This window comes from Methylophilus sp. Leaf416 (genome assembly GCF_001424665.1).
Lineage (GTDB): Bacteria > Pseudomonadota > Gammaproteobacteria > Burkholderiales > Methylophilaceae > Methylophilus.
The window spans coordinates 123,938-145,714 of record NZ_LMQS01000003.1 but is presented as its reverse complement, the minus strand read 5'-3'; the positions used below and the strand labels follow the sequence as shown (position 1 = coordinate 145,714).

Annotated in this window: 17 protein-coding genes; 8 read left to right on the top strand and 9 right to left on the bottom strand. The window is 49.5% G+C overall.

Translation table 11 applies throughout. The features are described from left to right. Window positions 1-19: 19 nt before the first annotated feature. The 3 genes from ASG34_RS14000 to ASG34_RS08630 form a co-directional block, all read right to left on the bottom strand. On the bottom strand, window positions 20-160 hold the full coding sequence (locus ASG34_RS14000; protein WP_156376472.1) for a hypothetical protein: 141 nt from the start codon (window positions 158-160) through the stop codon (window positions 20-22). A 175-nt stretch (window positions 161-335) separates the two neighbouring features. Continuing rightward, window positions 336-890 (bottom strand): flavin reductase family protein, encoded by a 555-nt coding sequence (locus ASG34_RS08635; protein ID WP_055829548.1) that lies wholly within the window; start codon window positions 888-890, stop codon window positions 336-338. Between the two features lie 13 nt (window positions 891-903). Continuing rightward, the gene (locus ASG34_RS08630) at window positions 904-2,682 is read right to left on the bottom strand and encodes a glutamine--tRNA ligase/YqeY domain fusion protein (RefSeq protein ID WP_055829546.1); all 1,779 of its coding nucleotides are present in this window, start codon (window positions 2,680-2,682) and stop codon (window positions 904-906) included. A gap of 168 nt (window positions 2,683-2,850) precedes the next feature. Here ASG34_RS08630 and ASG34_RS08625 point away from each other — a divergent pair, with 168 nt between their 5' ends. The 3 genes from ASG34_RS08625 to ASG34_RS08615 are packed head-to-tail and all read left to right on the top strand — an operon-like array spanning window position 2,851 to window position 5,404. Next, the gene (locus ASG34_RS08625) at window positions 2,851-3,840 is read left to right on the top strand and encodes a biotin--[acetyl-CoA-carboxylase] ligase (RefSeq protein WP_055829545.1); all 990 of its coding nucleotides are present in this window, start codon (window positions 2,851-2,853) and stop codon (window positions 3,838-3,840) included. Continuing rightward, window positions 3,837-4,631, top strand: coding sequence for a type III pantothenate kinase (locus ASG34_RS08620; protein ID WP_055829543.1), 795 nt, complete (start codon window positions 3,837-3,839; stop codon window positions 4,629-4,631). The genes ASG34_RS08625 and ASG34_RS08620 overlap by 4 nt, the downstream gene beginning before the upstream one ends. Before the next feature lie 2 nt (window positions 4,632-4,633). Continuing rightward, window positions 4,634-5,404, top strand: a complete 771-nt coding sequence (locus ASG34_RS08615) for an SPOR domain-containing protein (RefSeq protein ID WP_055829541.1) — start codon at window positions 4,634-4,636, stop codon at window positions 5,402-5,404. Window positions 5,405-5,460: 56 nt separating this feature from the next. Here ASG34_RS08615 and ASG34_RS08610 read toward each other — a convergent pair whose 3' ends face one another. The 3 genes from ASG34_RS08610 to ASG34_RS08600 form a co-directional block, all read right to left on the bottom strand. After that, entirely contained in the window at window positions 5,461-6,042 is a 582-nt protein-coding gene (locus tag ASG34_RS08610) for a hypothetical protein (protein WP_088178551.1), read from the bottom strand. 101 nt (window positions 6,043-6,143) lie between these two features. Further along, the gene (gene lpdA, locus ASG34_RS08605) at window positions 6,144-7,922 is read right to left on the bottom strand and encodes a dihydrolipoyl dehydrogenase (RefSeq protein WP_055829538.1); all 1,779 of its coding nucleotides are present in this window, start codon (window positions 7,920-7,922) and stop codon (window positions 6,144-6,146) included. 76 nt (window positions 7,923-7,998) lie between these two features. Next, a complete protein-coding gene (locus tag ASG34_RS08600; RefSeq protein WP_229007029.1) occupies window positions 7,999-8,424 on the bottom strand; it encodes a hypothetical protein in 426 nt (141 codons plus the stop codon). Window positions 8,425-8,677: 253 nt separating this feature from the next. Here ASG34_RS08600 and ASG34_RS08595 point away from each other — a divergent pair, with 253 nt between their 5' ends. The 4 genes from ASG34_RS08595 (at window position 8,678) to ASG34_RS08580 (ending at window position 14,567) form a co-directional block, all read left to right on the top strand. Next, window positions 8,678-10,285 (top strand): glycoside hydrolase family 17 protein, encoded by a 1,608-nt coding sequence (locus tag ASG34_RS08595; RefSeq protein WP_235559721.1) that lies wholly within the window; start codon window positions 8,678-8,680, stop codon window positions 10,283-10,285. 32 nt (window positions 10,286-10,317) lie between these two features. Further along, the gene (locus ASG34_RS08590) at window positions 10,318-12,876 is read left to right on the top strand and encodes a glycosyltransferase (RefSeq protein WP_055829529.1); all 2,559 of its coding nucleotides are present in this window, start codon (window positions 10,318-10,320) and stop codon (window positions 12,874-12,876) included. Window positions 12,877-13,059: 183 nt separating this feature from the next. Continuing rightward, window positions 13,060-14,148: a PA0069 family radical SAM protein gene (locus ASG34_RS08585; protein ID WP_055829525.1), complete on the top strand. Its 1,089-nt coding sequence runs from the start codon at window positions 13,060-13,062 to the stop codon at window positions 14,146-14,148. Between the two features lie 8 nt (window positions 14,149-14,156). Continuing rightward, window positions 14,157-14,567 carry a gamma-glutamylcyclotransferase family protein gene (locus tag ASG34_RS08580; protein WP_055829521.1) on the top strand — a complete coding sequence of 137 codons (411 nt, stop codon included), beginning with the start codon at window positions 14,157-14,159 and terminating at the stop codon, window positions 14,565-14,567. 49 nt (window positions 14,568-14,616) lie between these two features. Here the strand turns inward: ASG34_RS08580 and aceF are convergent, their stop codons facing one another. Further along, window positions 14,617-15,960: a dihydrolipoyllysine-residue acetyltransferase gene (gene aceF / locus ASG34_RS08575; protein WP_055829517.1), complete on the bottom strand. Its 1,344-nt coding sequence runs from the start codon at window positions 15,958-15,960 to the stop codon at window positions 14,617-14,619. A gap of 58 nt (window positions 15,961-16,018) precedes the next feature. Continuing rightward, window positions 16,019-18,688, bottom strand: a complete 2,670-nt coding sequence (gene aceE, locus ASG34_RS08570) for a pyruvate dehydrogenase (acetyl-transferring), homodimeric type (RefSeq protein WP_055829514.1) — start codon at window positions 18,686-18,688, stop codon at window positions 16,019-16,021. A 302-nt stretch (window positions 18,689-18,990) separates the two neighbouring features. Between aceE and ASG34_RS08565 the strand changes: the two genes are divergently transcribed. Then, window positions 18,991-20,442 (top strand): M17 family metallopeptidase, encoded by a 1,452-nt coding sequence (locus tag ASG34_RS08565; protein ID WP_055829509.1) that lies wholly within the window; start codon window positions 18,991-18,993, stop codon window positions 20,440-20,442. Between the two features lie 4 nt (window positions 20,443-20,446). Here ASG34_RS08565 and ASG34_RS08560 read toward each other — a convergent pair whose 3' ends face one another. Next, window positions 20,447-21,673 (bottom strand): NAD(P)/FAD-dependent oxidoreductase, encoded by a 1,227-nt coding sequence (locus ASG34_RS08560; protein ID WP_055829506.1) that lies wholly within the window; start codon window positions 21,671-21,673, stop codon window positions 20,447-20,449. Window positions 21,674-21,777: the final 104 nt, after the last annotated feature.

Genomic DNA, 21,777 nt, shown 5'->3' with positions numbered 1-21,777 from the left:
ACATTCCTTACTGCTAACTCTATAAAACCTGGACGACAATCAGCTCGCGGAATGGCTGATTGTCTAAATGCTTATTACTGGCTAGTGGTTTGGAGGAGGGATGCAATGCCAACACATTTGCTTGTTTGAATGCAGCAGCATCCGATTTCAAAGCTATCAAGTAGAAAGCCCGTGTCACTAACCAGCAAAATTAATAGTTCATTTAAACTGACATTAGCGTACCGCAGAAGTTTAGGTTTGGTCTGTAGGAATCGTCTGAAATTAAAAAGCCCCGCGAGTGATTCGCAGGGCTTCGGTTAAGGCATTGAAGGAAATTAGTTTGTAAGCATAGTTGATTAATATTCGTGTCCGGTGGAAAAAAATACACCGCCCGCAACATGATGGATAGTACGCAAGTTATCATGCCCATTAAAATGCCAGTGACCATCGCTAAACACGCGTTCATCCGCATGCGCAGCAATCACTTCAGCAATAAATAAATCGTAAGTGTTCTGGTTATGCTGCTCAGAGATGATTTTGCACTCCAGCCAGGCCACACAATCTTTCACCAAAGGTGCAGTGATTCCCTGTGCGGCAAATGTCTGGATGTTGTATTCCTTGAATTTGTCGGAGTCCGGAAAGTCGCGTCCGCTGATACTACCTACTTTTTTTACCATCTCGATTTGTGTTACGCAAGGGAGGTTAATCGCGAATGTGCCTTCCGCTTCTATTAAGTTGCGGGTGTAGGTTTTGCTATCAATCACCACAGTGACTTTGGGCGGGTTAAAGTCCAAAGCGCATACCCATGCGGCCGCCATGATATTTTGTTTTCCCGCATGGGCCGAAGTAATCAGGGTTGTTGGGCCATGATTTAGTAACCTGAACGCTTTAGTAAGCTCGACTGGATGCATGATCGCTATTGGCTTATTTCTGCCAAGTGTCCTTCAAAGTCACCGTTCTATTAAACACAGGTTTGCCTGGCACGCTGTCTTTGCGGTCAGCCACAAAATAGCCATGGCGTTCAAACTGGTAAATATCACCTGCATTGGCTTCTTGAGCGCTTTGCTCTAATTGAGCGGTGATTGATCTGACTGAGTCCGGATTAATGTCATCCAGAAAGTCTTTGTCGCCGCTACCTGGATGCGCGTCTTTGAACAGACGGTCGTAAAGACGAATTTCAGCCTCATAAGCATGTGCTGCGCTGACCCAGTGAATATTGCCTTTAACTTTGACGCTGTCTGAACCTGGTGTGCCCGATTTGGTATCTGGCAGGTATTCGCAATGGACAACGGTGACATTGCCAGCGGCGTCTTTCTCACATCCTATGCATTTCACTACGTAGCCGTAACGCAAGCGCACCATGTTACCGGGGAACAGGCGGAAGTAGCCTTTGGCAGGTTCTTCCATAAAGTCTTCACGTTCGATCCAGAGTTCTTTAGATAGTTTGACTACGCGTTTGCCCAGGTCCGGTTTTTGCGGATGGTTGGGTGCGTAACAGTCTTCCTCTTGACCTTCTGGGTAGTTATCGATGATCAGTTTAATCGGGTCAAGCACACCGATTTTGCGCGGAGCTGACTCATTAAGCACTTCCCGCATACAGTCTTCAAGAATGCTGTAATCAATCCACGAATCTGCTTTGGAAACACCGATACGGTCAGTAAACAGTTTAAAACCTTCTGGCGTGTAACCACGGCGGCGCGCACCGGCCAGGGTTGGCAGGCGCGGGTCATCCCAGCCGCTGACGTGTTTTTCTTCTACCAGTTGTATCAGTTTGCGCTTGGAAAGCACGACGTAAGTCAGGTTGAGTCGTGCAAACTCATATTGGTAAGGCACCGGGTTTGCCAGCAATCCAGCTTCCACCAGGCGTGCCATCAGCCAGTCGTAGAACGGGCGTTGGTCCTCAAATTCCAGCGTACAGATGGAATGGGTGATTTGCTCCAGCGCATCCTCAATCGGGTGGGCAAAGGTATACATCGGGTAGATGCACCATTGGTCACCGGTATTGTGATGATGTGCGCGGCGAATACGGTAAATGGCCGGGTCGCGCATATTGATGTTAGGCGACGCCATGTCAATTTTGGCGCGTAACAACATGCTGCCATCGGCGTGTTTGCCATCACGCATTTCGCGGAAAATACGCAGGTTGTCTTCGACACTGCGATTGCGGAAAGGTGAGTCTTTACCCGGGTCAGTCAATGTGCCGCGGTTAATACGCACTTCTTCAGCAGTTTGTTCATCTACATAAGCGTGACCATGTGTGATCAGCGCTTCAGCGGCCTGGTACATGACATCAAAATAATCTGAAGCAAAATATAGATTGGTTTCGGGACCATTTGGGGTGCTATTGTTCCAGCCAAAACCGAGCCATTGCACCATGTCTGAAATGCTGTCTACGTACTCCTGGCTTTCTTTTTCCGGGTTGGTGTCGTCAAAACGCAAATGGCAGACGCCGTTGTAATCACGTGCCAGGCCAAAATTGAGGAAAATGGATTTGGCGTGACCGATATGCAAGTAGCCATTCGGCTCGGGCGGAAAGCGGGTACGGATCTTGGCGAAGTCTACCTGGCCGGTGGACTGGTGTGCAGCGTCACCTGGCGAGCCAGCCCAATGTTTATTGGCATATTTCTCTTCAGCCAGGTCTTTTTCAATAATGGCGCGAATAAAGTTGGAGGCGGCTGGGGTGGGTTCTTTTTCTGTAGACATGGCAAATCTTGAGGTTTCTAAAGTGTAGTTATTTTACACGGTTCGTCGTGCGACCCAAAACGGTTAATACATATGGCCGCGGCCTTCAAGCTACGGGCTTGGCGGGGCGATTATGCTAAACTGCGGGCTAATATAAACGCACCTGAAGATTCGCTAAACAATCATTCCATGAACAAACTGGCATTTCCGATCTTAGCGGTGTTGGCCGACGGCAAGTTTCACTCCGGTGAGGCCCTGGCACGGCAGTTTGGGGTCACGCGTGCCACGGTTTATAACGCCATCCAGGCTGCACAGACCCTGGGAATTACCGTATTTTCAGTGCGTGGCCGCGGCTATCGTTTGCCTAAGCCGGTCACGGTACTGGATGCGGATGCTATTCTGCAAGCCTGTGGCGAGTATGCACCCTGGTTCCACTTGCAGGTGCTGGCGCAGGTTGATTCGACCAATCGTTATCTGATGCAAGAGAGTGCGCGTGGCGTTGCCCATGGCACTTGCGCGGTGGCGCAAATTCAAACAGCCGGTCGCGGCCGTCGCGGTCGTACATGGTTATCCCAGTTAGGCGGTAGCCTGACCTTTTCATTGTTGTGGCGTTTTCAATGTGGCGCGGCCGGGCTTTCTGGCTTAAGCCTGGTTATTGGCTTGGCACTCTTGCGAGCCTTGCATGAAATCGGCTTGACCGAGGTGCAACTGAAATGGCCCAATGATCTGGTGGTGATGGATCAGGGGCAATGGCATAAGTTAGGTGGCATCCTGATTGAGCTGCAAGGCGATATGGAAGGCCCGAGCGCGGCGGTGATTGGCATAGGACTTAATCTGGAAATTGAGCAGGCCATGCGCCAGCAGATTGAGCAGCCGGTGCTGGGCCTGAATCAATTATCCGGACAATCCTTAAATGCGAATGAATTGCTAGGCCGTTGTCTCGCAGCACTGGCGTTACATTTGAACCAGTTTGCCGAGCATGGTTTTATCTATTTCCAGGAATCGTGGATGGCGCATCACGCTTTCCATCAGCAGGCGGTCAATCTATTAATGGCGAATGGTCAAGTGGTGGCGGGACAAGTGATCGGTGTGGCGGAAGAGGGTAGTCTGCTGGTGGAAACTGCGCATGGGCGCCAACGTTTCAATGCTGGCGAGATTAGTTTAAGGAGTGCCGCATGAAACTATTGATTGATGCGGGTAACACGCGTACCAAATGGGCATGGTTTCCCGACAGGCCATGGGCGCTGGATATGCACTTGCAGATGTTCGCGCTTGAAAATCAGCAATGGCTGAATGACAGCAGATGTGCGGATAGCCAGGCGTTGCATGCGGCCATTGTGCAAGCGGATGAGGTTTGGGTAAGCAATGTGGCTGGTGCTGAATGGCAGCAGTCACTGGATGCGGTGAAAGAGAAAGTCACGCTGATCAAAGCGTCACCGGGCGTATTGGGTTTAAATAACAGTTACGGTATGCCGGCGCAATTAGGCAGCGACCGCTGGTGCAGTTTGCTGGCTGTTTGGCGATTGCATAAACAGGATGCACTGGTGGTCACTGCAGGCACGGCGATGACGATGGATGCCCTGGTTATCCAACCTGATGCTGAAGAACGCACCGCCACTTTTGCAGGTGGTAGCATACAGCCGGGATTAAATCTGATGTGGCAAAGTTTACAGCAAGGCACTGCGCAGCTGGATTATGAATATCCGCACAATACCGCGCTAGCGAATGGCTTCGCCCGCAATAGTCAGCAGGCAATGTGGGCCGGTTGCGTGCAGGCATTGATTGCGCCGATGACCAGCCAGTTTATAGAGTTGCAATCCATGACCGACGGGCGTCAGCCCGCATTGGTATTAAGTGGTGGCGATGCGGTCATCTTGCAGAGATATTTACCAGATGCATTGTCATTGAATGCCATTATTGTGGATAATCTCGTATTAAAGGGGCTGGCCTGTTTGGCTGAAAGTACATAACAATGAAAAGACTATTCTGGATACTGCTGGTGCTAAATCTGGTCGTGTTTGCCTATTTCAAGCGCGATGCCTTGTCACCTGCAGTGAGTAGCCTAAAGCCTGAGGTTCATCCCGAACAAATCAAGCTGCTAAGCGCCAGTGCGTTGGAATCTTACCCCAAGCGCACGGTTGCGCCAGCGCAAGACACTTCATTGGTTGCCAGCCCGCCACCTGCTGAAGCCGGCACTCCCGCTGCATCTGCAACTGAATCCAAAGTTGCTGATAAAAAAGATCCGGTCAAAACAGCCGAAACACGCCCCGCAGCTCCAGGCGTCTGTTATGAATGGAGCAGCTTTAATACGGCGAGAGTCAACGAAGCCGTTAATCTGGCGCAACAATTAAATATCAAAACCCAGGTGGGCCAGACGGTATACGGTCCTGAAAATATTCGCTACTGGATTTATAAGCCACCAATGGCTACCGCCGAAGCGGCGCAAACTAAAGCGGATGAGCTACGTAAACTGGGCGTGGAAGACTTCTTTATCGTTCAGGATGACCCGAAATGGCGTAACGCCATTTCTTTCGGCGTGTTCCGCGATGAGAAACTGGCTGACAAATTGATGGAAGACCTGAAAGCCAAAGGTGTGAGGTTGCTGATCAAATCTACTCGCAATGGCGGGCAAGGACAGGCCGCTATTAAACTGCAACATGTGAATGCCCAGCAATTTTCCAGTTTGCAGAAATCACAATCGCAGTTCCCGGATGCCGTATTGAAGGAAATACCTTGTCAGTAATTCTTTAACGGATTCAACAAAAAGCCCGCATTCGCGGGCTTTCATTTTTAAAACAATTAATTAGCTTCTGTTGGTGCAGCTGCTTGTTGAGGTTGAGGAGCAAGCGGTTGTTCAGCAGCTAGTTTTTTTGCTTCGTCTGCTTCTTTTTGCTTGTCTGCTTCAATTCTTTTAAGCAATTCACCACTGGCGGCCTGGCCGGTCATGATCTGATTTTCGACATTATTTTTGCGGTCGAACACCAGGTTATCACCTAATATCACTTTCACCCAATCAGGGTAGCTATATGCAGTGCCTTTGTTATGGTCAATAATCGCACCAATACCACCGCCAAACAGGATGTTGCCCCACATGCCGCCGTTGGCTCTTGATACCAGGGTTGCAAAACCGGTCGCGGAATTTTCTTTATTACATCTGACTTGCAGGTTTTCACCCGAACGGTGTACGACTAAACTGCCAGGCGTTTTGGTAGACCATTCGCCACGCTCATTTTTCGCTGAGCAGGTAACCCCTTCTACCATAGTGTTTTGTTGATTGTAAGTTTCAACGCGAATCGGTTGATTTGAATCTTTGGTTATAGATGCGCAGCTGGATAATGCAATGCTGGATGCCATCACAAAAAAAGCGTGATGTATTTTCATTATGTCTCCCTTTTATTGTTTTTTAGTTAATCCTTGTAATCAAGGATTAACTAAATTATAGGGGAGTTGCCTGAATTGTGGTGAATAGGGGAATTAAATAGTTAACGTTTTTTAGGCGGTAACATATCCGTAATTGTGCCTTCTTTAAGCTCAGCAGCAAAACATACGGTTTCAGACAAGGTAGGGTGTGCGTGAATGGTTAAACCCAAATCATGCGCATCAGCTCCCATCTCAATCGCCAGCACTGCTTCAGCCAATAATTCCCCCGCATTGATACCGACAATGCCGGCGCCAATCACACGATGTGTGTCTTTATCAAAGATCAGCTTGGTTGCGCCTTCGGTACGTGCAATGGATAAAGCACGACCACTGGCTGCCCAGGGGAAACTGGCTTTTTCGTATTCTATGCCTTTGGCTTTGGCGTCGGTCTCGGTCAATCCGACCCAGGCGATTTCCGGGTCGGTGTAAGCGACGGATGGAATCACGCTGGCAACAAATTCAACTTTGTGGCCGGCAATGACTTCGGCCGCCACTTTCGCTTCATGCGTTGCCTTGTGGGCGAGCATAGGTTGACCAACGATATCGCCAATGGCAAAAATATGGGGTACATTGGTACGCATTTGTTTGTCCACAGCGATAAAGCCACGCTCATCGACTGCAACGCCTGCATGTTCAGCGCCTATATTTTTACCATTGGGACGGCGGCCGATAGATACCAGCACGCGGTCATATTTCTGGGTTTCTTTAGGGGCATTGGCGCCTTCGAAGTCTACATAAATGCCATCGGCTTTGGCCTCAAGTTTTGAGACCTTGGTCGATACCATAATACTTTCAAAGCGTTTTTCCATACGCTTCTGCAATGGACGGATCAAGTCTCGATCAGCGCCAGGAATCAGGCCATCCATAAATTCAACGACGCTGACTTTGGTGCCGAGCGCGTCATAAACAGTGCCCATTTCGAGGCCGATAATGCCACCGCCAACTACCAGCATCCGGCCTGGAATATCTGCCAGTGCCAATGCGCCAGTGGAATCCATAATACGTTTGTCATCCGGCGCGCCAGGGAATTTAGTTGCTTGTGAGCCTGCGGCGATAATGGCGTTTTCAAAACCGACCAGTGTCACTTTGCCATCTTCCGCAGTCACTGCAATCTGGTTAGGGCTGGTAAATTTACCCAGGCCGGTGATGACAGTCACGCCGCGCGCTTTTGCCATTTGTGCCAGGCCGCCGGTCAGTTTGTTAACCACGTCATTGGATTTCCAGTCACGCAGCTTGTCCAGGTCAATATTGGGTTTGCCGAAGCTCAGACCGTGGTGTTCGGTTTCTTCCGCTTCGGTGATGACTTTAGCGGTGTGAAGCAATGCTTTGGAAGGGATACATCCTACATTGAGACATACGCCGCCCAAGGTCGGATAGCGCTCAACCAGCACCACCTTTAATCCAAGGTCGGCCGCGCGGAAAGCGGCTGTATAGCCGCCAGGGCCTGAGCCAAGTACCATCACCTGGCAGGTAACATCATGATTGCCAGTGGCAACGGCAGGTTGTGGAGCAGGCGTCTTGTTTTCAGTTGCCGCTGGAGCAGTTGCAGGAGCTGATGCCGGTGCAGGGGCTGCCGGTTTTGTTTCTGCTGCAGCCTCAGCGGCAGTTTCTACTAACAAAATCAGGCTGCCTTTGGCGACTTTATCGCCAACCGCAATTTTCAGTTCCTTGACAACACCCGCGTGGGATGAGGGAATATCCATGGAAGCTTTGTCAGACTCAACTGTGACCAGTGAATCTTCTTTAGCGATGGTGTCGCCGACCGCAACTAACACTTCGATGACATCGACGCTGTCAAAATTGCCGATATCCGGCACCACTACTTCAACCATTTGACTCATGAAAACCTTACGTTCAAAAGAATTCTGCTATTTTAACACCAAAAAAACGATATCAGTTTTAGCGTGCTCTGCTGGCTTAACGGTTAGTCACCGGAATTTTTCCATTTGCAGGTGCTGAAAGCAGGAGTGGTTTTTGCGTGCAGATTTCGTGACCGTAATTACCGCCGGTATCATCAGGCTCATAATAGTCATTCTTGAATGACCAGAGCTTGCCTGCTTTGGTGAATTGGCCAAGGCCGGTAGAGAATTCTGCAAACTTAGCATCAGACAGTTTAAATGTCATGGCAAGTTGTTTATTGCGCGTAATCGCTTGCCCGGTGTAGCTTTGTTTGTTTTCGGTATGAGTGGCCAGATCATAGACTGCGATTTGTGAAGTGCTGTTGCGCCGGTTCTTTTTCAGGTAGATGGTGACTTCATAATCGCCGACAGTGATGTTGTTACCTTTGCATAGGTATTCACCACTGTAATCGATTGTCGGGGCAGGGGCCGCCGAAGCAGGCATTGAAAAAGCGGATAGCAAACAAAGTGCTGTCAAACAGGATTTAACGTTCATATGACTTCTGAGATAATTATTTGGCGAGAAAGTGTTTAAAAGTATGCAGTTTAAACCATACTTTTTGAATATCGTTTCATCATAATTCCAATTGCCCAAATTACCAAGTCTCTTTTGCCAATCCCGGGTGATCGCTTAATCGCGTGTAAGGCGCATGCTCGGGATATTTGTGAGAGAATACAGGCTCTTTCTCAAGAATTAATTGTCAGAATCCACTATGGTGCAACGTTCGTTTTTCCGTATTCCAGCGTTATTTTGGGCAAGCCTGTTTCTGATAGGAACACTTATCTATATATGGCGCCTGCAACAACCACAACCATTGATCGAAGTGCCTTCAGACGTTCTGCCGTTGCAATGTGTTTCGTATGCACCTTATTACAAGCCTGGCATGAACCCAACGCTCAAAGGTACCTTTGTCGATCCGGTGCAGATTGAACAAGATCTGCAAGCGTTGTCCAAAGTCACCAAATGTGTGCGTACTTATTCCGTTTCCCAAGGGCTGGATTATGTGCCCAAGGCCGCGCAGAAGTTTGGGATGCAGGTGATTCTTGGCGCCTGGGTGGGCTGGGTCGATGCCGACAATATGAAAGAACTTGAGCTGGCAGTGCAACAGGCAAATCAATACCCTGACACGGTGCGTGGTCTGGTGGTCGGTAACGAGGTGTTATTGCGTGGTGAGCAGACTGAAGCCAAGATGCATGAATACCTGCAATGGGCCAAAGAGCGTACCAAAGTGCCTTTAACCTATGCGGATGTATGGGAGTTCTGGTTGAAGTATCCGACACTAGAACAAGAAGTCGATTTTGTGACAGTACATATCCTGCCTTACTGGGAAGATAAACCAGTGGCGATTGACCAGGCGGTTGCGCATACGGCATCGGTGATGGGTCATTTAGGCACTGTGTTCAAAAAACCGTTATTGATCGGCGAAACTGGCTGGCCTTCACAAGGGCGTCAACGTTTCCGTGCCAAACCGAGTGTGGTAAACCAGGTGCTGTACGTACGCGGATTTTTGCAGGCCGCCAAGCAAACCGGCTGGCAATACAATATTATTGAAGCCATGGACCAACCCTGGAAGCGCGAACTGGAAGGTACGGTAGGTGGTTTCTGGGGTATTTTTAATGACCAGTTGCAACCAAAATTCAATTTGCAAGGTCCAGTATCAGAACGCTCTGATGGCTGGGTGCCTTATATCATCGCCCTGGTTCTAGCGGCCGGTGCTGTTGGTTGGGGATTTCACAAACAATTGCCGAATAGCCAGAAAGCCTTATTAGGCGTGGTGGCTGCCGGTTTAGGCCTGCACGGTTTTTTACAAGTCGATTATGTGCAACTGGCCGCACGCAATACATTAGAGTTTGCTGCTTTGGGCGGGTTTATACTGCTGGGCTGGGCGTTAGTGTTACTGCAACTGCGTCATTGGTTAGGCTTAACCCCAAAATCATGTATTGAGCAATGCCTGTTACGGCTATTTGCGATAGGCTTGTTTGTGACCAGTGCCGGATTGGCTTTTAATGGACGCTATCTTGATTTTCCGTTAATTCTGTCATGGTTACCTTTGATAGCCTTGCTGATCTCGCTACTCACTGATGAAGAATCTGATGCGACTTTTGCACCGGGCCGACAGACAGGTATCTGGTTCACCGTGGTGATGGTACTGCTCGCAGCAAATCTGTCTGTGGCTGTGGCGATGATGGAGCCTGGTAACCTCACCGCCTGGTGGTGGAGTGCCGTGTGCGGTCTGGCCTTGTTTGTATTACCGGCCAAAAGCATGCAGCTGGGCCACAAAGCCGACTGCGCTAGATCCGTTTAAAGAACAAATTGTTTAAGAAGGTGTAATAAGTGATGGTGTCTTGGTTTAAAAAACTGGTTCCTGGCCTGGTATTTGCCATTCTGTTTTCTGCATTACACTTTGGGCTTTGGGCGCTGACTAACCGCGCGTTACCACTGATCAATGTCAAGCCCGCTGTCAATGGCTTCGCCTACAGTGGCTACCGAGGCAATCAGAGTCCACTGGATGGGCAACATCCGAACACTGCCGAACTGGCAGAAGATCTGGACCTGATGTCAAAACATACGAAACATATTCGTATGTACTCTTCGCTCGATTTGAATGAGACGATTCCACTCGCTTCCAGACGGAATATGAAGGTCATTGCCGGGGCCTGGATTGATACCGATGGTGCCAAAAACACGCGTGAAGTGTCAGCGTTACTGGAGAAGATCGAAAACTACAGCAACATTGATCGTGTGATCGTCGGTAACGAATCTTTACTGCGTAATGATTTACCTACCGAAGCATTAATCAAATACCTGGATTTTGTCAGGGAACACAGTACGGTCCCTGTCTCAACCGCTGAGCCTTGGCACGTATGGCTCAAACACCCTGAACTGGTTAAACACGTGGATTACATCGCAGTGCATTTGCTGCCCTACCACGAAGGCGTCCCCGTTGAAGGTGCTGTGCAATACACCATCGAGCGTTATAACCAGTTGATGGCGGCTTTCCCACGTAAGAAAATCGTGATCACCGAGGTGGGCTGGCCTAGCCGTGGGCCTTCTATCGGTGCTTCTGTTGCCAGCGAGGTGAATCAGGCGCGCTTTATCCGTGAATTCCTGGCACGTAATTCGATTGAAGACCTCGATTTTTATCTAATGGAAGCTTTCGACCAGCCATGGAAAGTGGCGCTGGAAGGGTGGGCGGGTGCCTATTGGGGCATGTATAACGCTGACCGCCATCAAAAATATTCCTTACAAGGCGCAGTCCCGCCAAACACGCGCTGGATTGCCAAGGCAACCTGGTCAACCGTGCTGGCATTTATTCCAATGATGTTTATCGCCTGGCGCTTCAAGCACTGGGGCATTGGTGGTGTATTGTCGATGGCGATATTGTTCCAGGCGTGTATCACCACGCTGACCATCGCCTGGAACCTGCCGGGAGATTATTACTACACGCTGCGTGATTTTGTCGTGCTGATAGGCTTGATTCTTGCCATTGCGCTGACTTCGATGGTGCTGATGATTTATGCCGCAGAGTTCAGTGAAGTGATGTTCAAACCGCAATGGCGGCGCCTGTTCAAACGCGCCACGCCTTTGCCAGCGGATGAAGAGCTGTTCGTTTCTATCCATTTGGCCTGCTATAACGAACCGCCGGATATGGTGATTGCCACCATCGAAAGTCTGCGCAACTTGCATTACACACAATACGAAGTGATTGTGGTTGATAACAATACCAAAGACGAAGCCAAGTGGAAGCCAATTGAAGAGTATATGGCAAACCTGCCGGACAACTTCCATTTTTACCACTTACCCTCGTGGCCAGGCTTTAAAGCTGGGGCATTGAATTTCGCATTGGATAAAACACATGCGGATGCCCAGGTTGTCGGCGTAGTCGATGCAGATTATGTGGTGACCACTGACTGGTTGTCTGACCTGGTACCGCATTTCCGCGAGACACAAGTTGCTGTAGTACAGGCACCCCAGGCGCACCGTGAATGGGAAAACCAGTTCTTCCACCGCATGTGTAACTGGGAGTTCGAAGGCTTTTTCCGTATCGGCATGCATCACCGCCATGAGCGTAATGCGCTGATCCAGCACGGTACGATGACGCTGATCCGCCGTGAATCATTGCAAACGCTTGGAGGCTGGTCTGAATGGTGTATTTGTGAAGATACCGAACTCGGTTTGCGTTTGCTCGAAAACAAAATGGAGTTGCGCTATATCGATGAAACGTTTGGCCGTGGCCTGACGCCGGCTAACTTCAAGGCACTCAAGTCACAGCGCAATCGCTGGGCTTTCGGCGCCATGCAGATCCTCAAGCACCATATGCCGAAGTTGCTGGGTAAATCGACCCTGGATTTCAGCCAGCGCTATCACTTCCTCACCGGCTGGTTTGGCTGGTTTGGTGAAGCGTTGCAACTGATATTTACCCTTGGCTCCGTGTTATGGACGGTTGCCATGCTGGTATTCCCGAAACACTTCAGTCTGCCGGTAGTCGTCATGATTGTGCCTATCCTGTGTTTCCTGGCCATCAAGGCAATTCTGGGGCCGGTGCTTTACCGTAAAACCATGCATTGCAGCTGGACCGATATTTTTGGTGCTTCGCTGGCCAGCCTCGGTTTATCTCATGCCATTGCCAGGGGGATTATCGGTGGCCTCACTCACAAAGCAGGCGTGTTCGTGGTTACCAACAAAACCAAGGGTAAACTCAGCAACTGGCAATTGATTGATCCAATTAAAGAAGAATTACTGATCCTTATCCTGCTGGTTTTAAGCGGTTCAGCCATGTTGTACGCGCGTGGGTTCAGTAATCTGGATGCGCAATTATGGGTTTCCATGCTGGCATTGCAATCGTTACCTTACTGGAGTGCGGTCGCTTGCCAGTGGATTTCAGAAAAGCGTTAGGAATACCGAAACACGCTAGCAGTTGCAGTCAAACGCTCATCACTTCAGAGATACGCGTGATTTCAGAATAACGTTAATCGATTCCAACAATCGATTAACGTTCTATTTAACTTAAGGTTTTGGCAGGTTAAAAACAACAACGAATAGCATTTTGTCAGAGGCCTTTTTTCAGGATGATGTTTGATGAATGAAAAACCGCTTATCTACAAAGGCCGCGCGGCGAGCAGTAACCATGTTAGCCGCTTTGACCCGCACACCCGCGAGTCGCTCGATGATGGTTGGGGCAGCCTGGATGAAGAGCCGCCACTGTTACGCACTGAAGTGATGCTGGACGCAGCCAAGTCAGTCATTAACTACATTCAATCGCCAGACTTACCTTTTGATCGCACCCTGAATCCTTACCGTGGTTGTGAGCATGGCTGCATTTATTGTTACGCCCGTCCTACCCATGCTTTTTTAGGTATGTCACCAGGGCTCGATTTCGAATCAAAATTACTGATGAAACCGGATGTGGTGGATCTGCTTAAAAAGGAATTGGCCCATCCGAAATACAAATGTGCACCGATTGCTCTGGCGATGAATACCGATGGCTACAAGCCGATTGAACGGGAATATCAGCTTACGCGCCAGGTGATAAAAGTGCTTAGTGAAGCGAATCATCCTTTCAGCATGGTCACTAAATCGTCATTAGTCGAACGCGATATTGATTTGATAGCGCCTATGGCTGCCAAAGGTCTGGCCACTATTTACCTCAGCATTACGACTTTAGACAGGCAGATTGCGCGCCGTCTGGAACCACGTGCTGCTGCGCCTGAACGACGCTTTGAAACCTTGCGCAAATTAAGCGAGGCGGGAATACCTACAGGTGTCATGGTCGCACCGGTGATTCCGGCATTGACTGATAGTCACATGGAGCAGATCCTCGAAAAAGCGTATCAGGCTGGCGCAAGAAAAGCAGGTTATGTTTTCCTGCGTTTGCCGCACGAACTGACTAATTTGTTTGAAGAATGGTTACAACAGTACTTTCCGTTAAAAGCACAGCATGTCATGAGCCTGGTTAAGCAAAGCCGTGGTGGTAAGAGTTATCAAAGTGATTTTGGCAAGCGTATGCGTGGCGAAGGGATTTTTGCGGATTTGCTGGCGAACAGATTCAAGCTAAGTTGCCAGAAACTTGGCATGTCCGGCGAGCGGACCGGTTTTCGTACAGATCTGTTTAAAGTGCCAGAATCCTGGCGTCATAAACCCACTAGCGCACAGTTGGTGCTGTTTTAGAGTTTTATATGTCTGACTTGCTATTTGTTTACGGAACGCTGCGTAAAGGTCATTCGAATAAGATGGCAGAATATCTTTCCGTGCACGCTGAATTTTTAACGGAAGGCTGGTTTCAGGGGCATATGTACCAGATCAGTTATTATCCCGGAGTGATTGCCTCTGATGTTATCAATGACCGTGCATATGGTGAGCTTTACAGGTTAAATGATCCGGAAACCGCGTTGGCGATATTAGATGATTATGAAGAGTGCAGTGCGCAGCATGCGCAACCTGCTGAATACAAGCGTATCACCACACCTATTAGTACCATGGATGGGAACATATTCGAACAGGTCTGGATTTATCTTTATCAATGGCCAATCACTGACAAGCTACTTATCAAAGAAGGTGATTTTATGAAACTGCTTGTAGAATCTTAAAAAAATAAAGGGCGCTGAATGCGCCCTTTATTTTTGTAATGTCAAAGAATTACAGCAACAAACGTCTTACATCACTTAGCATCACACGCAGGTGGCTGGTGAATCTTGCGCCATCAGCCCCATCAATCACACGGTGATCGTATGACAGTGACAATGGCATGATCAGGCGTGGGTCAAACCCGCCTGAATCTTTGTTATAGACTGGTTGCATCGCAGCACGTGAAACCCCCAAGATCGCCACTTCAGGGCAGTTGATGATAGGGGTGAACATGGTACCGCCGATACCGCCCAGGCTGGAAATGGTAAAGCAACCGCCTTGCATTTCTTCAACCTTCAACTTGCGCTCACGGGCTTTGGCAGACAGGTCAGCCAGGTCGCGTGCAATATCCATCACATCTTTCTGGTTCACGTCACGTACCACTGGCACGACCAAACCATCCGGCGTGTCGCAGGCAAAGCCAATGTTGTAATATTGCTTGAGGATCAGGCTATCACCTTCAGGTGACAGGGAAGCATTGAAGTTAGGGTATGTGCGCAATGCATTAACCACTGCCTTCATCAGGAAAGCCAGCAATGTCAGCTTCACGCCGCGCTTTTCAGCTTCGACCAGCATAGATTTGCGGAAATCTTCCAGATCTGTGATGTCAGCTTCGTCAAATTGGGTGACGTGCGGAGCGGTGACCCAGTTACGGTGCAAGTTGGCACCAGACAGTTTTTTGATACGTGACAAAGGTTTGTTTTCGATTGCGCCAAACTGGCTGAAATCTATTACCGGCATAGGCAATGTGCTTAAGCCTGTACCAATACCCATATTTTCACTACGCGGCTTGGATAGCTCGCCTTTGACATAGGCTTGCACGTCACTTTGCACAATACGGTTCTTGGGGCCAGTTGCCTTAACCAATGACAGGTTGACACCCAGTTCACGCGCAAATTTGCGTACGGAAGGGCTGGCATGTGCCAGCTTGCCTGTTGCACCTACGCTGGATTCAGCAACAGGATTTGGTGTGGATTGCGGTTGCACGACCTGCGGCGCTTCAGCGATAGGGCGGCTAGGCTCTGGAATCGCGACTGTTTTTTCATCTACCTTAACCGTGGCCACTACAGGCGTAGCGGTTGGTTGTGGTGCTGGTTTCTCAGCCGGAGCCGCTTCGCCAGCGGTATCCAAGGTAATGATCAACGCGCCTTGCTTGGTTTTATCGCCCACATTAATGTGGATTTCTTTAACGACACCAGCAAGAGATGAGGGGATATCCATCGAGGCTTTGTCAGATTCTACGGTAATCAGAGAGTCTTCTTTTGCCACCGTGTCACCCACGCTGACCAGGACTTCAATGACGTCTACACTGTCAAAGTTGCCAATATCTGGCACGAGAACTTCTTTTAAGCTCATGTGTTAAACCTTTAATAAAAACGCGGTACTGCAACTAAGCAGCACCGATAATGGCAAATTAAATCGTTGTCGGGTTAGCGCGGCTGATATCAATATTGTATTTCTTGATCGCCTCAGTGGCTTTTGCCGCTGGCAATTTGCCGTCGTCAGCCAGGGCTTTCAACGCGGCCAATACGACGTAGTATCGGTCAACTTCAAAGAAACTGCGCAAAGCTTCACGGGAGTCAGAACGACCGTAACCATCTGTACCCAGTGTTACAAAACGGTTGCTGACATAGTTGCGGATCTGGTCGGCAAATGAGCGCATGTAGTCGGTTGATGCGATCACCGGTCCTTCTGCATTAGCCAGTGACTGTGCCACGTAGCTTAGTTTTGGCTTGGCTTCAGGATTCAGCAGGTTTTGACGCTCGGCATCAATACCGTCTCTACGCAATTCAGTGAAGCTGGTTACGCTCCAGATATCGGCAGACACGCCCCAGTCTTTTTCCAGTAATTCGGCCGCAGCAATCACTTCACGCAGGATCACGCCGGAACCCATCAGTTGTACTTTTGGGCCTTTGGCTTTGGATTTACTGAAGCTGTACATGCCTTTCAGGATGCCTTCGGCACTGCCTTCCGGCATCGCTGGATGGCTGTAGTTCTCGTTCATCAGGGTGATGTAGTAATACACATCTTCCTGGTTTTGCACCATGCGACGCATGCCTTCCTGGATGATCACGGCCAGTTCGTAAGCAAAGGTCGGGTCATAGCTGATGCAGTTCGGGATCGTCGCTGACATCAGGTGACTATGGCCATCTTCATGCTGCAAGCCTTCGCCGTTCAATGTGGTACGACCTGCGGTTGCACCTAGCAGGAAGCCACGTGCACGGCTGTCGCCAGCGGCCCAGGCAAAGTCGCCAATACGCTGGAAACCGAACATGGAGTAGTAAATGTAGAACGGGATCATCTGGGTGCCGGTGACGCTGTAAGACGTCGCAGCTGCCAGCCAGCTGGCGAATGAACCAGCCTCGTTAATGCCTTCTTCCAGGATCTGTCCGCTTTGTGATTCCTTGTAGAACATCACCTGGTCAGAATCCTGTGGTTCATATAACTGGCCGACAGAAGAGTAAATACCCAGCTGGCGGAACATGCCTTCCATACCAAAGGTACGGGCTTCATCCGGCACAATAGGCACTACATATTTGCCAACCTGCTTGTCTCTCACCAAAGTGGACAGGATACGCACAAACGCCATGGTGGTAGAAATTTCACGCTCACCGGTAGCGCCTAGCATATTTTCAAAGGCAGATAGCTCAGGTACGGTCAGTTCGTTACCTTTACGGCGACGGGCCGGTACAAAGCCACCCAATGCCGCGCGACGTTCCATCATGTACTTGATTTCCGGGCTATCTTCGCCTGGATGGTAGTAAGACAAGCTTTCTACCTGTTCATCAGTCAATGCCAGGTCAAAGCGGTCACGGAAAGCTTTCAGTGAAGAAATGTCCATGCTTTTTTGCTGGTGAGTAGTGTTCTGGCCTTCACCGGCGTCGCCCATGCCATAACCCTTCACGGTTTTCGCCAGGATGACGGTTGGTTGACCTTTGTGGTTTACCGCTGCGTGATAGGCAGAATAGACTTTATGCGGATCATGACCGCCACGGTTCAGGCGCCAGATATCTGCATCAGACATCGCAGCCACCATTTCGCGCAGCTCAGGGTACTTGCCAAAGAAGTGTTCACGCGTATACGCGCCACCTTTTTGCTTGAAGTTCTGGTATTCGCCATCCACGCATTCTTCCATGCGTTTGCGCAGAAGACCATCTTTGTCCATGGCCAGCAATGGATCCCAGTAAGAACCCCAGATGACTTTGATCGCATTCCAGCCCGCACCACGGAAGTTGGATTCCAATTCCTGGATAATCTTGCCGTTACCACGTACCGGGCCATCCAGGCGTTGCAGGTTACAGTTAATGACGAAAATCAGGTTATCCAGGCCTTCACGCGCGGCCAGTGAAATCGCGCCTTGTGATTCCGGCTCATCCATCTCGCCATCGCCGCAGAATACCCATACTTTACGGTCAGCCGTATCGGCAATGCCGCGGTTATGCAGGTACTTGAGGAAGCGTGCCTGGTAAATACCAGCCAATGGGCCTAGCCCCATAGACACCGTTGGGAACTGCCAGAAATCAGGCATCAACCATGGGTGTGGATAGCTGGAAAGACCATTGCCACCGGTTTCCTGGCGGAAATTATCCATTTGCTCTGCTGTAATGCGTCCTTCAAGGAAAGCACGTGCATACACGCCTGGGGAGGAGTGGCCCTGGAAATACACACAGTCGCCACCAAAACTTTCGTTTGCAGCGCGGAAAAAATGGTTAAAAGCAACGTCATACAAAGTAGCCGCTGACTGGAAGCTGGCAATATGACCACCGATGCCTGGCGATTTTTCGTTCGCGCGCAGCACGGTCATAATAGAGTTCCAGCGGATCAGCGCGCGGATGCGACGTTCCATCTCCGGGTCACCAGGCAGTTTGCTTTGTTGATGCGTTGGAATCGTGTTGACGTATGAAGTCGTTGCTTTGTACGGCAAATGGCCGCCTGAACGGCGGGCCTGATCAATCATTGCTTCCAGCAGGAAGTGGGCACGTTCTGGCCCTTCATTCTCAATAACTGCGCTGAGTGCGTCTAACCATTCCTGGGTTTCTTGAGCATCAGTTTCATTGAGGTGTGCTTGCGAATGCGTTGCCATGCGTGAGGATTCTCCGAGTTTTAAGTCGCTGTGCGTATAATCCAGGTCTGTACTTACCAAATATCAGTGCCTGGAGTTGAGCAATTGTTGATTACCAAGAAGGGGTTCCGAAGTCGGATACTTGTTATTTTAATGGTATCACGTTGCGCGCCGCCATGGTGATGGCGAGGCCAACCTTTCAATCAGCCATAAGTGTCTCTTTTTTAGTGCTTTTGGTCAAGTTTTGCTTGAATTAACAATGCCTAACTACAGGTATTTGCTACGTTTATTTGATATTTTATATAAGAGTGTTTTCTGACTGTATGCATATTAACTGGTCCCATTATTTAGCCTTGAACGAATCATCCATACTGGATTTTTCGCAGCATGTATTACTGGTATTTGTTGATGCATTGCCAGCAACCATGCCATTTCACACCTCGCTGGAAAATAAACTCAAACGCAGCCAATCCACGTTGAAGGATATAGAGGAGAAGCCTGTTTCTTTAGAATTGGCTGATGGCGCATTGATCAGTATGGTGCAGCTTAAAACTGCACAGTCAGTTTTTGAGCAGCAGACTTTGCTCAGGCAAGCACTTAAACCGCTGCTGGCCGAACGACCAACCAGACTTGCAATGGCTGTTTACGGGCAAGCCATAGATTCCGTTGCAAAGTTGGCCGCATATGTCGCGCTAGTGAATGCTCAGAATTTACCTGCGTTGAAGCGCGACGCTAAATTAGCCGGGTTAAAAGATATCTGCATATTTGGCATTGATGCATTGCCGTGGATGACTGAAGTAGAAGCTACCGCCGCCGCTAACACTTTATGCCGCACACTTACGCTAACACCGCCCAATCAGCAGACGCCAAAGTTATACAGGGAGCGCTTGCAGGCATTAGCCAGCGAGCAAAACTGGCAGTATGCCGAATGGAATGTCGAACAACTGAAAGCCATGGGCGCTGGCGCTTTTGTGGCGGTTGCACAAGGGTCTGAGACGCAAGATGCCGCCATCGTAAAACTGTCTTACCGTCATGCGCAAGCATCGAAAACCCTGGCATTGGTAGGCAAAGGTATTTGCTTTGATACTGGCGGCCATAACCTCAAGTCTTCAAAATATATGCAGGGTATGCACCAGGATATGAATGGCAGTGCGGTGGCAGTCAGCATTTTGCAAGCCATTAGCACCCAACAATTGCCGGTTAATGTGGATTGCTGGCTGGCCCTCGCGCAAAACCATATCGGGCCTAATGCTTATAAGCAAAACGATGTGGTGACGGCGCTCAATGGCATGACCATTGAAATTGTGCACACCGATGCCGAAGGGCGCATGGTGCTGGCAGATACCTTAACACTAGCCAGCCGTGAAAAGCCGGATACTATCCTGGATTTCGCAACCCTGACCGGCAGCATGCAAACAGCTTTGGGCACGCGTATGAGTGGCATTATAGCCAATTCACAGGCGTTGGCATCTCAAGTAGCTGAGGCGGGTATCGTCAGCGGCGAGCGCGTAGTGGTTTTTCCGTATGCCGAGGATTACGACAGCGAGCTGGATAGCGAGATTGCCGATATCAAGCAATGCACTATGGAAAGCGATGCCGATCACATCATTGCCGCACGCTTTCTGGGCAAGTTTTTAGAAGACAACATCTCATGGTGTCACGTCGATTTGTCTTCTTATGCGCACAAAGACGGGCTAGGTGCGGTAGCAAGTGAGGTCAATGGTTTTGGCGTTGCATTGACTTTGCAATGGTTAAAAACTTTTCTTGCCGAATAGTCCTTTAACCGCAGGCGCCGCAACGGGCCAGCCATTCGCGTCCCTTAAGCATCAGGTTCCAGTATAGCCATGGTAAAACATATTTCTTCAGCAACCAGGCAGAGCGGCGCGGTTTGGTGGAATCCCAGGGGAACGTAGGCACAATCTTGCCACCATACCCGAATTCGGCAAGGATGATTTTGCCTTTTTCCACCGTCAACGGGCATGAACCGTAACCATCGTAGCGTGAAGGCAATGCTTTTCCTTCACGTTGCGCCAGCAGGTTTTCGGCAGCGATCACCACTTGCTTGCGCGCAGCTGCGGCGGTTTTTGCATTAGGTGTGCTGGTGCAATCGCCGACGCCAAATACTTCAGGGTAACGGACATGCTGCAAGCTGTGCTGATCCACTTCCACCCAGCCATCCGCATTTACTAACGGGCTTTGCTTCAAGAAATCCAGTGCTGTTTGTGGTGGCACTACATGCAGTAAATCAAACGGTTTGCTGATGCGGGTCACATTGCCATCCGCATCTTTCACATTGAACCAGGCCATTTTGGCTGGGCCATCTACTTCTACCAATGTGCTATTGAGGTTGAGATTAACTTTATAACGGCGGATATATTGCATTAAAGGCTCAACGTACTCTTTTACGCCAAACAACGCCGGTGTTGAGCTATAGAATGAAGCTTTAATATGACCCAAGCGGTTTTTGCCTTGCCATTCTGCGCATGAAAGATAAAGTGCTTTTTGTGGTGCACCCGCGCATTTGATCGGCATGGGTGGTTGAGTGAAAATCGCCTCACCTGATTCCAGTTGCTGTACCAGTTGCCAGGTATAAGGTGCCAGATCAAATCGGTAATTTGAAGTAACGCCATTTTTGCCTAAGGTCTCAGTCAGGCCTTTAATGCCTTCCCAGTTCAGTTTCAAGCCCGCCGCAACCACCAGTTGTGTGTATTGAATAGTGCCTAGTTTGTCTGTAATCACTTGTTTCTCAGCCGGCTGAAATTCCGTCACCGCTGCCTGTAACCAGGTAATACCGTCGGGAATAGCCTCAGACATTGGCCTGACGGTTTTGTTGACGTCAAATTCGCCTGCGCCTACCAGTGTCCAGGCCGGTTGATAATAGTGTTTATCGGAAGGTTCGATGATGGCAATGGTGAGTGATGGCGCGCGCTTTTTTACACTTGCCGCAAGTGCGCTGCCAGCGCTGCCGCCTCCCACAATGACAATGTCATAGGATATGTGACTCATAATATTTTTCCCTAAGTAATGAGGTCAGAATTCAAGATAAACGGAATAAGTGTCTGTGCGAGCGAATTGCGTCGTTGCACGGTACTTGAAATCTTTATACATAT

Bases quoted from the DNA above. Each gene is read 5' to 3' on its own strand.
- ASG34_RS08635 (WP_055829548.1), bottom strand. From the start codon at position 890: ATGCATCCAGTCGAGCTTACTAAAGCGTTCAGGTTACTAAATCATGGC.
- ASG34_RS08630 (WP_055829546.1), bottom strand. From the start codon at position 2,682: ATGTCTACAGAAAAAGAACCCACCCCAGCCGCCTCCAACTTTATTCGC.
- ASG34_RS08625 (WP_055829545.1), top strand. From the start codon at position 2,851: ATGAACAAACTGGCATTTCCGATCTTAGCGGTGTTGGCCGACGGCAAG.
- ASG34_RS08620 (WP_055829543.1), top strand. From the start codon at position 3,837: ATGAAACTATTGATTGATGCGGGTAACACGCGTACCAAATGGGCATGG.
- ASG34_RS08615 (WP_055829541.1), top strand. From the start codon at position 4,634: ATGAAAAGACTATTCTGGATACTGCTGGTGCTAAATCTGGTCGTGTTT.
- ASG34_RS08610 (WP_088178551.1), bottom strand. From the start codon at position 6,042: ATGAAAATACATCACGCTTTTTTTGTGATGGCATCCAGCATTGCATTA.
- lpdA (WP_055829538.1), bottom strand. From the start codon at position 7,922: ATGAGTCAAATGGTTGAAGTAGTGGTGCCGGATATCGGCAATTTTGAC.
- ASG34_RS08600 (WP_229007029.1), bottom strand. From the start codon at position 8,424: ATGCCTGCTTCGGCGGCCCCTGCCCCGACAATCGATTACAGTGGTGAA.
- ASG34_RS08590 (WP_055829529.1), top strand. From the start codon at position 10,318: ATGGTGTCTTGGTTTAAAAAACTGGTTCCTGGCCTGGTATTTGCCATT.
- ASG34_RS08585 (WP_055829525.1), top strand. From the start codon at position 13,060: ATGAATGAAAAACCGCTTATCTACAAAGGCCGCGCGGCGAGCAGTAAC.
- ASG34_RS08580 (WP_055829521.1), top strand. From the start codon at position 14,157: ATGTCTGACTTGCTATTTGTTTACGGAACGCTGCGTAAAGGTCATTCG.
- aceF (WP_055829517.1), bottom strand. From the start codon at position 15,960: ATGAGCTTAAAAGAAGTTCTCGTGCCAGATATTGGCAACTTTGACAGT.
- aceE (WP_055829514.1), bottom strand. From the start codon at position 18,688: ATGGCAACGCATTCGCAAGCACACCTCAATGAAACTGATGCTCAAGAA.
- ASG34_RS08565 (WP_055829509.1), top strand. From the start codon at position 18,991: ATGCATATTAACTGGTCCCATTATTTAGCCTTGAACGAATCATCCATA.
- ASG34_RS08560 (WP_055829506.1), bottom strand. From the start codon at position 21,673: ATGAGTCACATATCCTATGACATTGTCATTGTGGGAGGCGGCAGCGCT.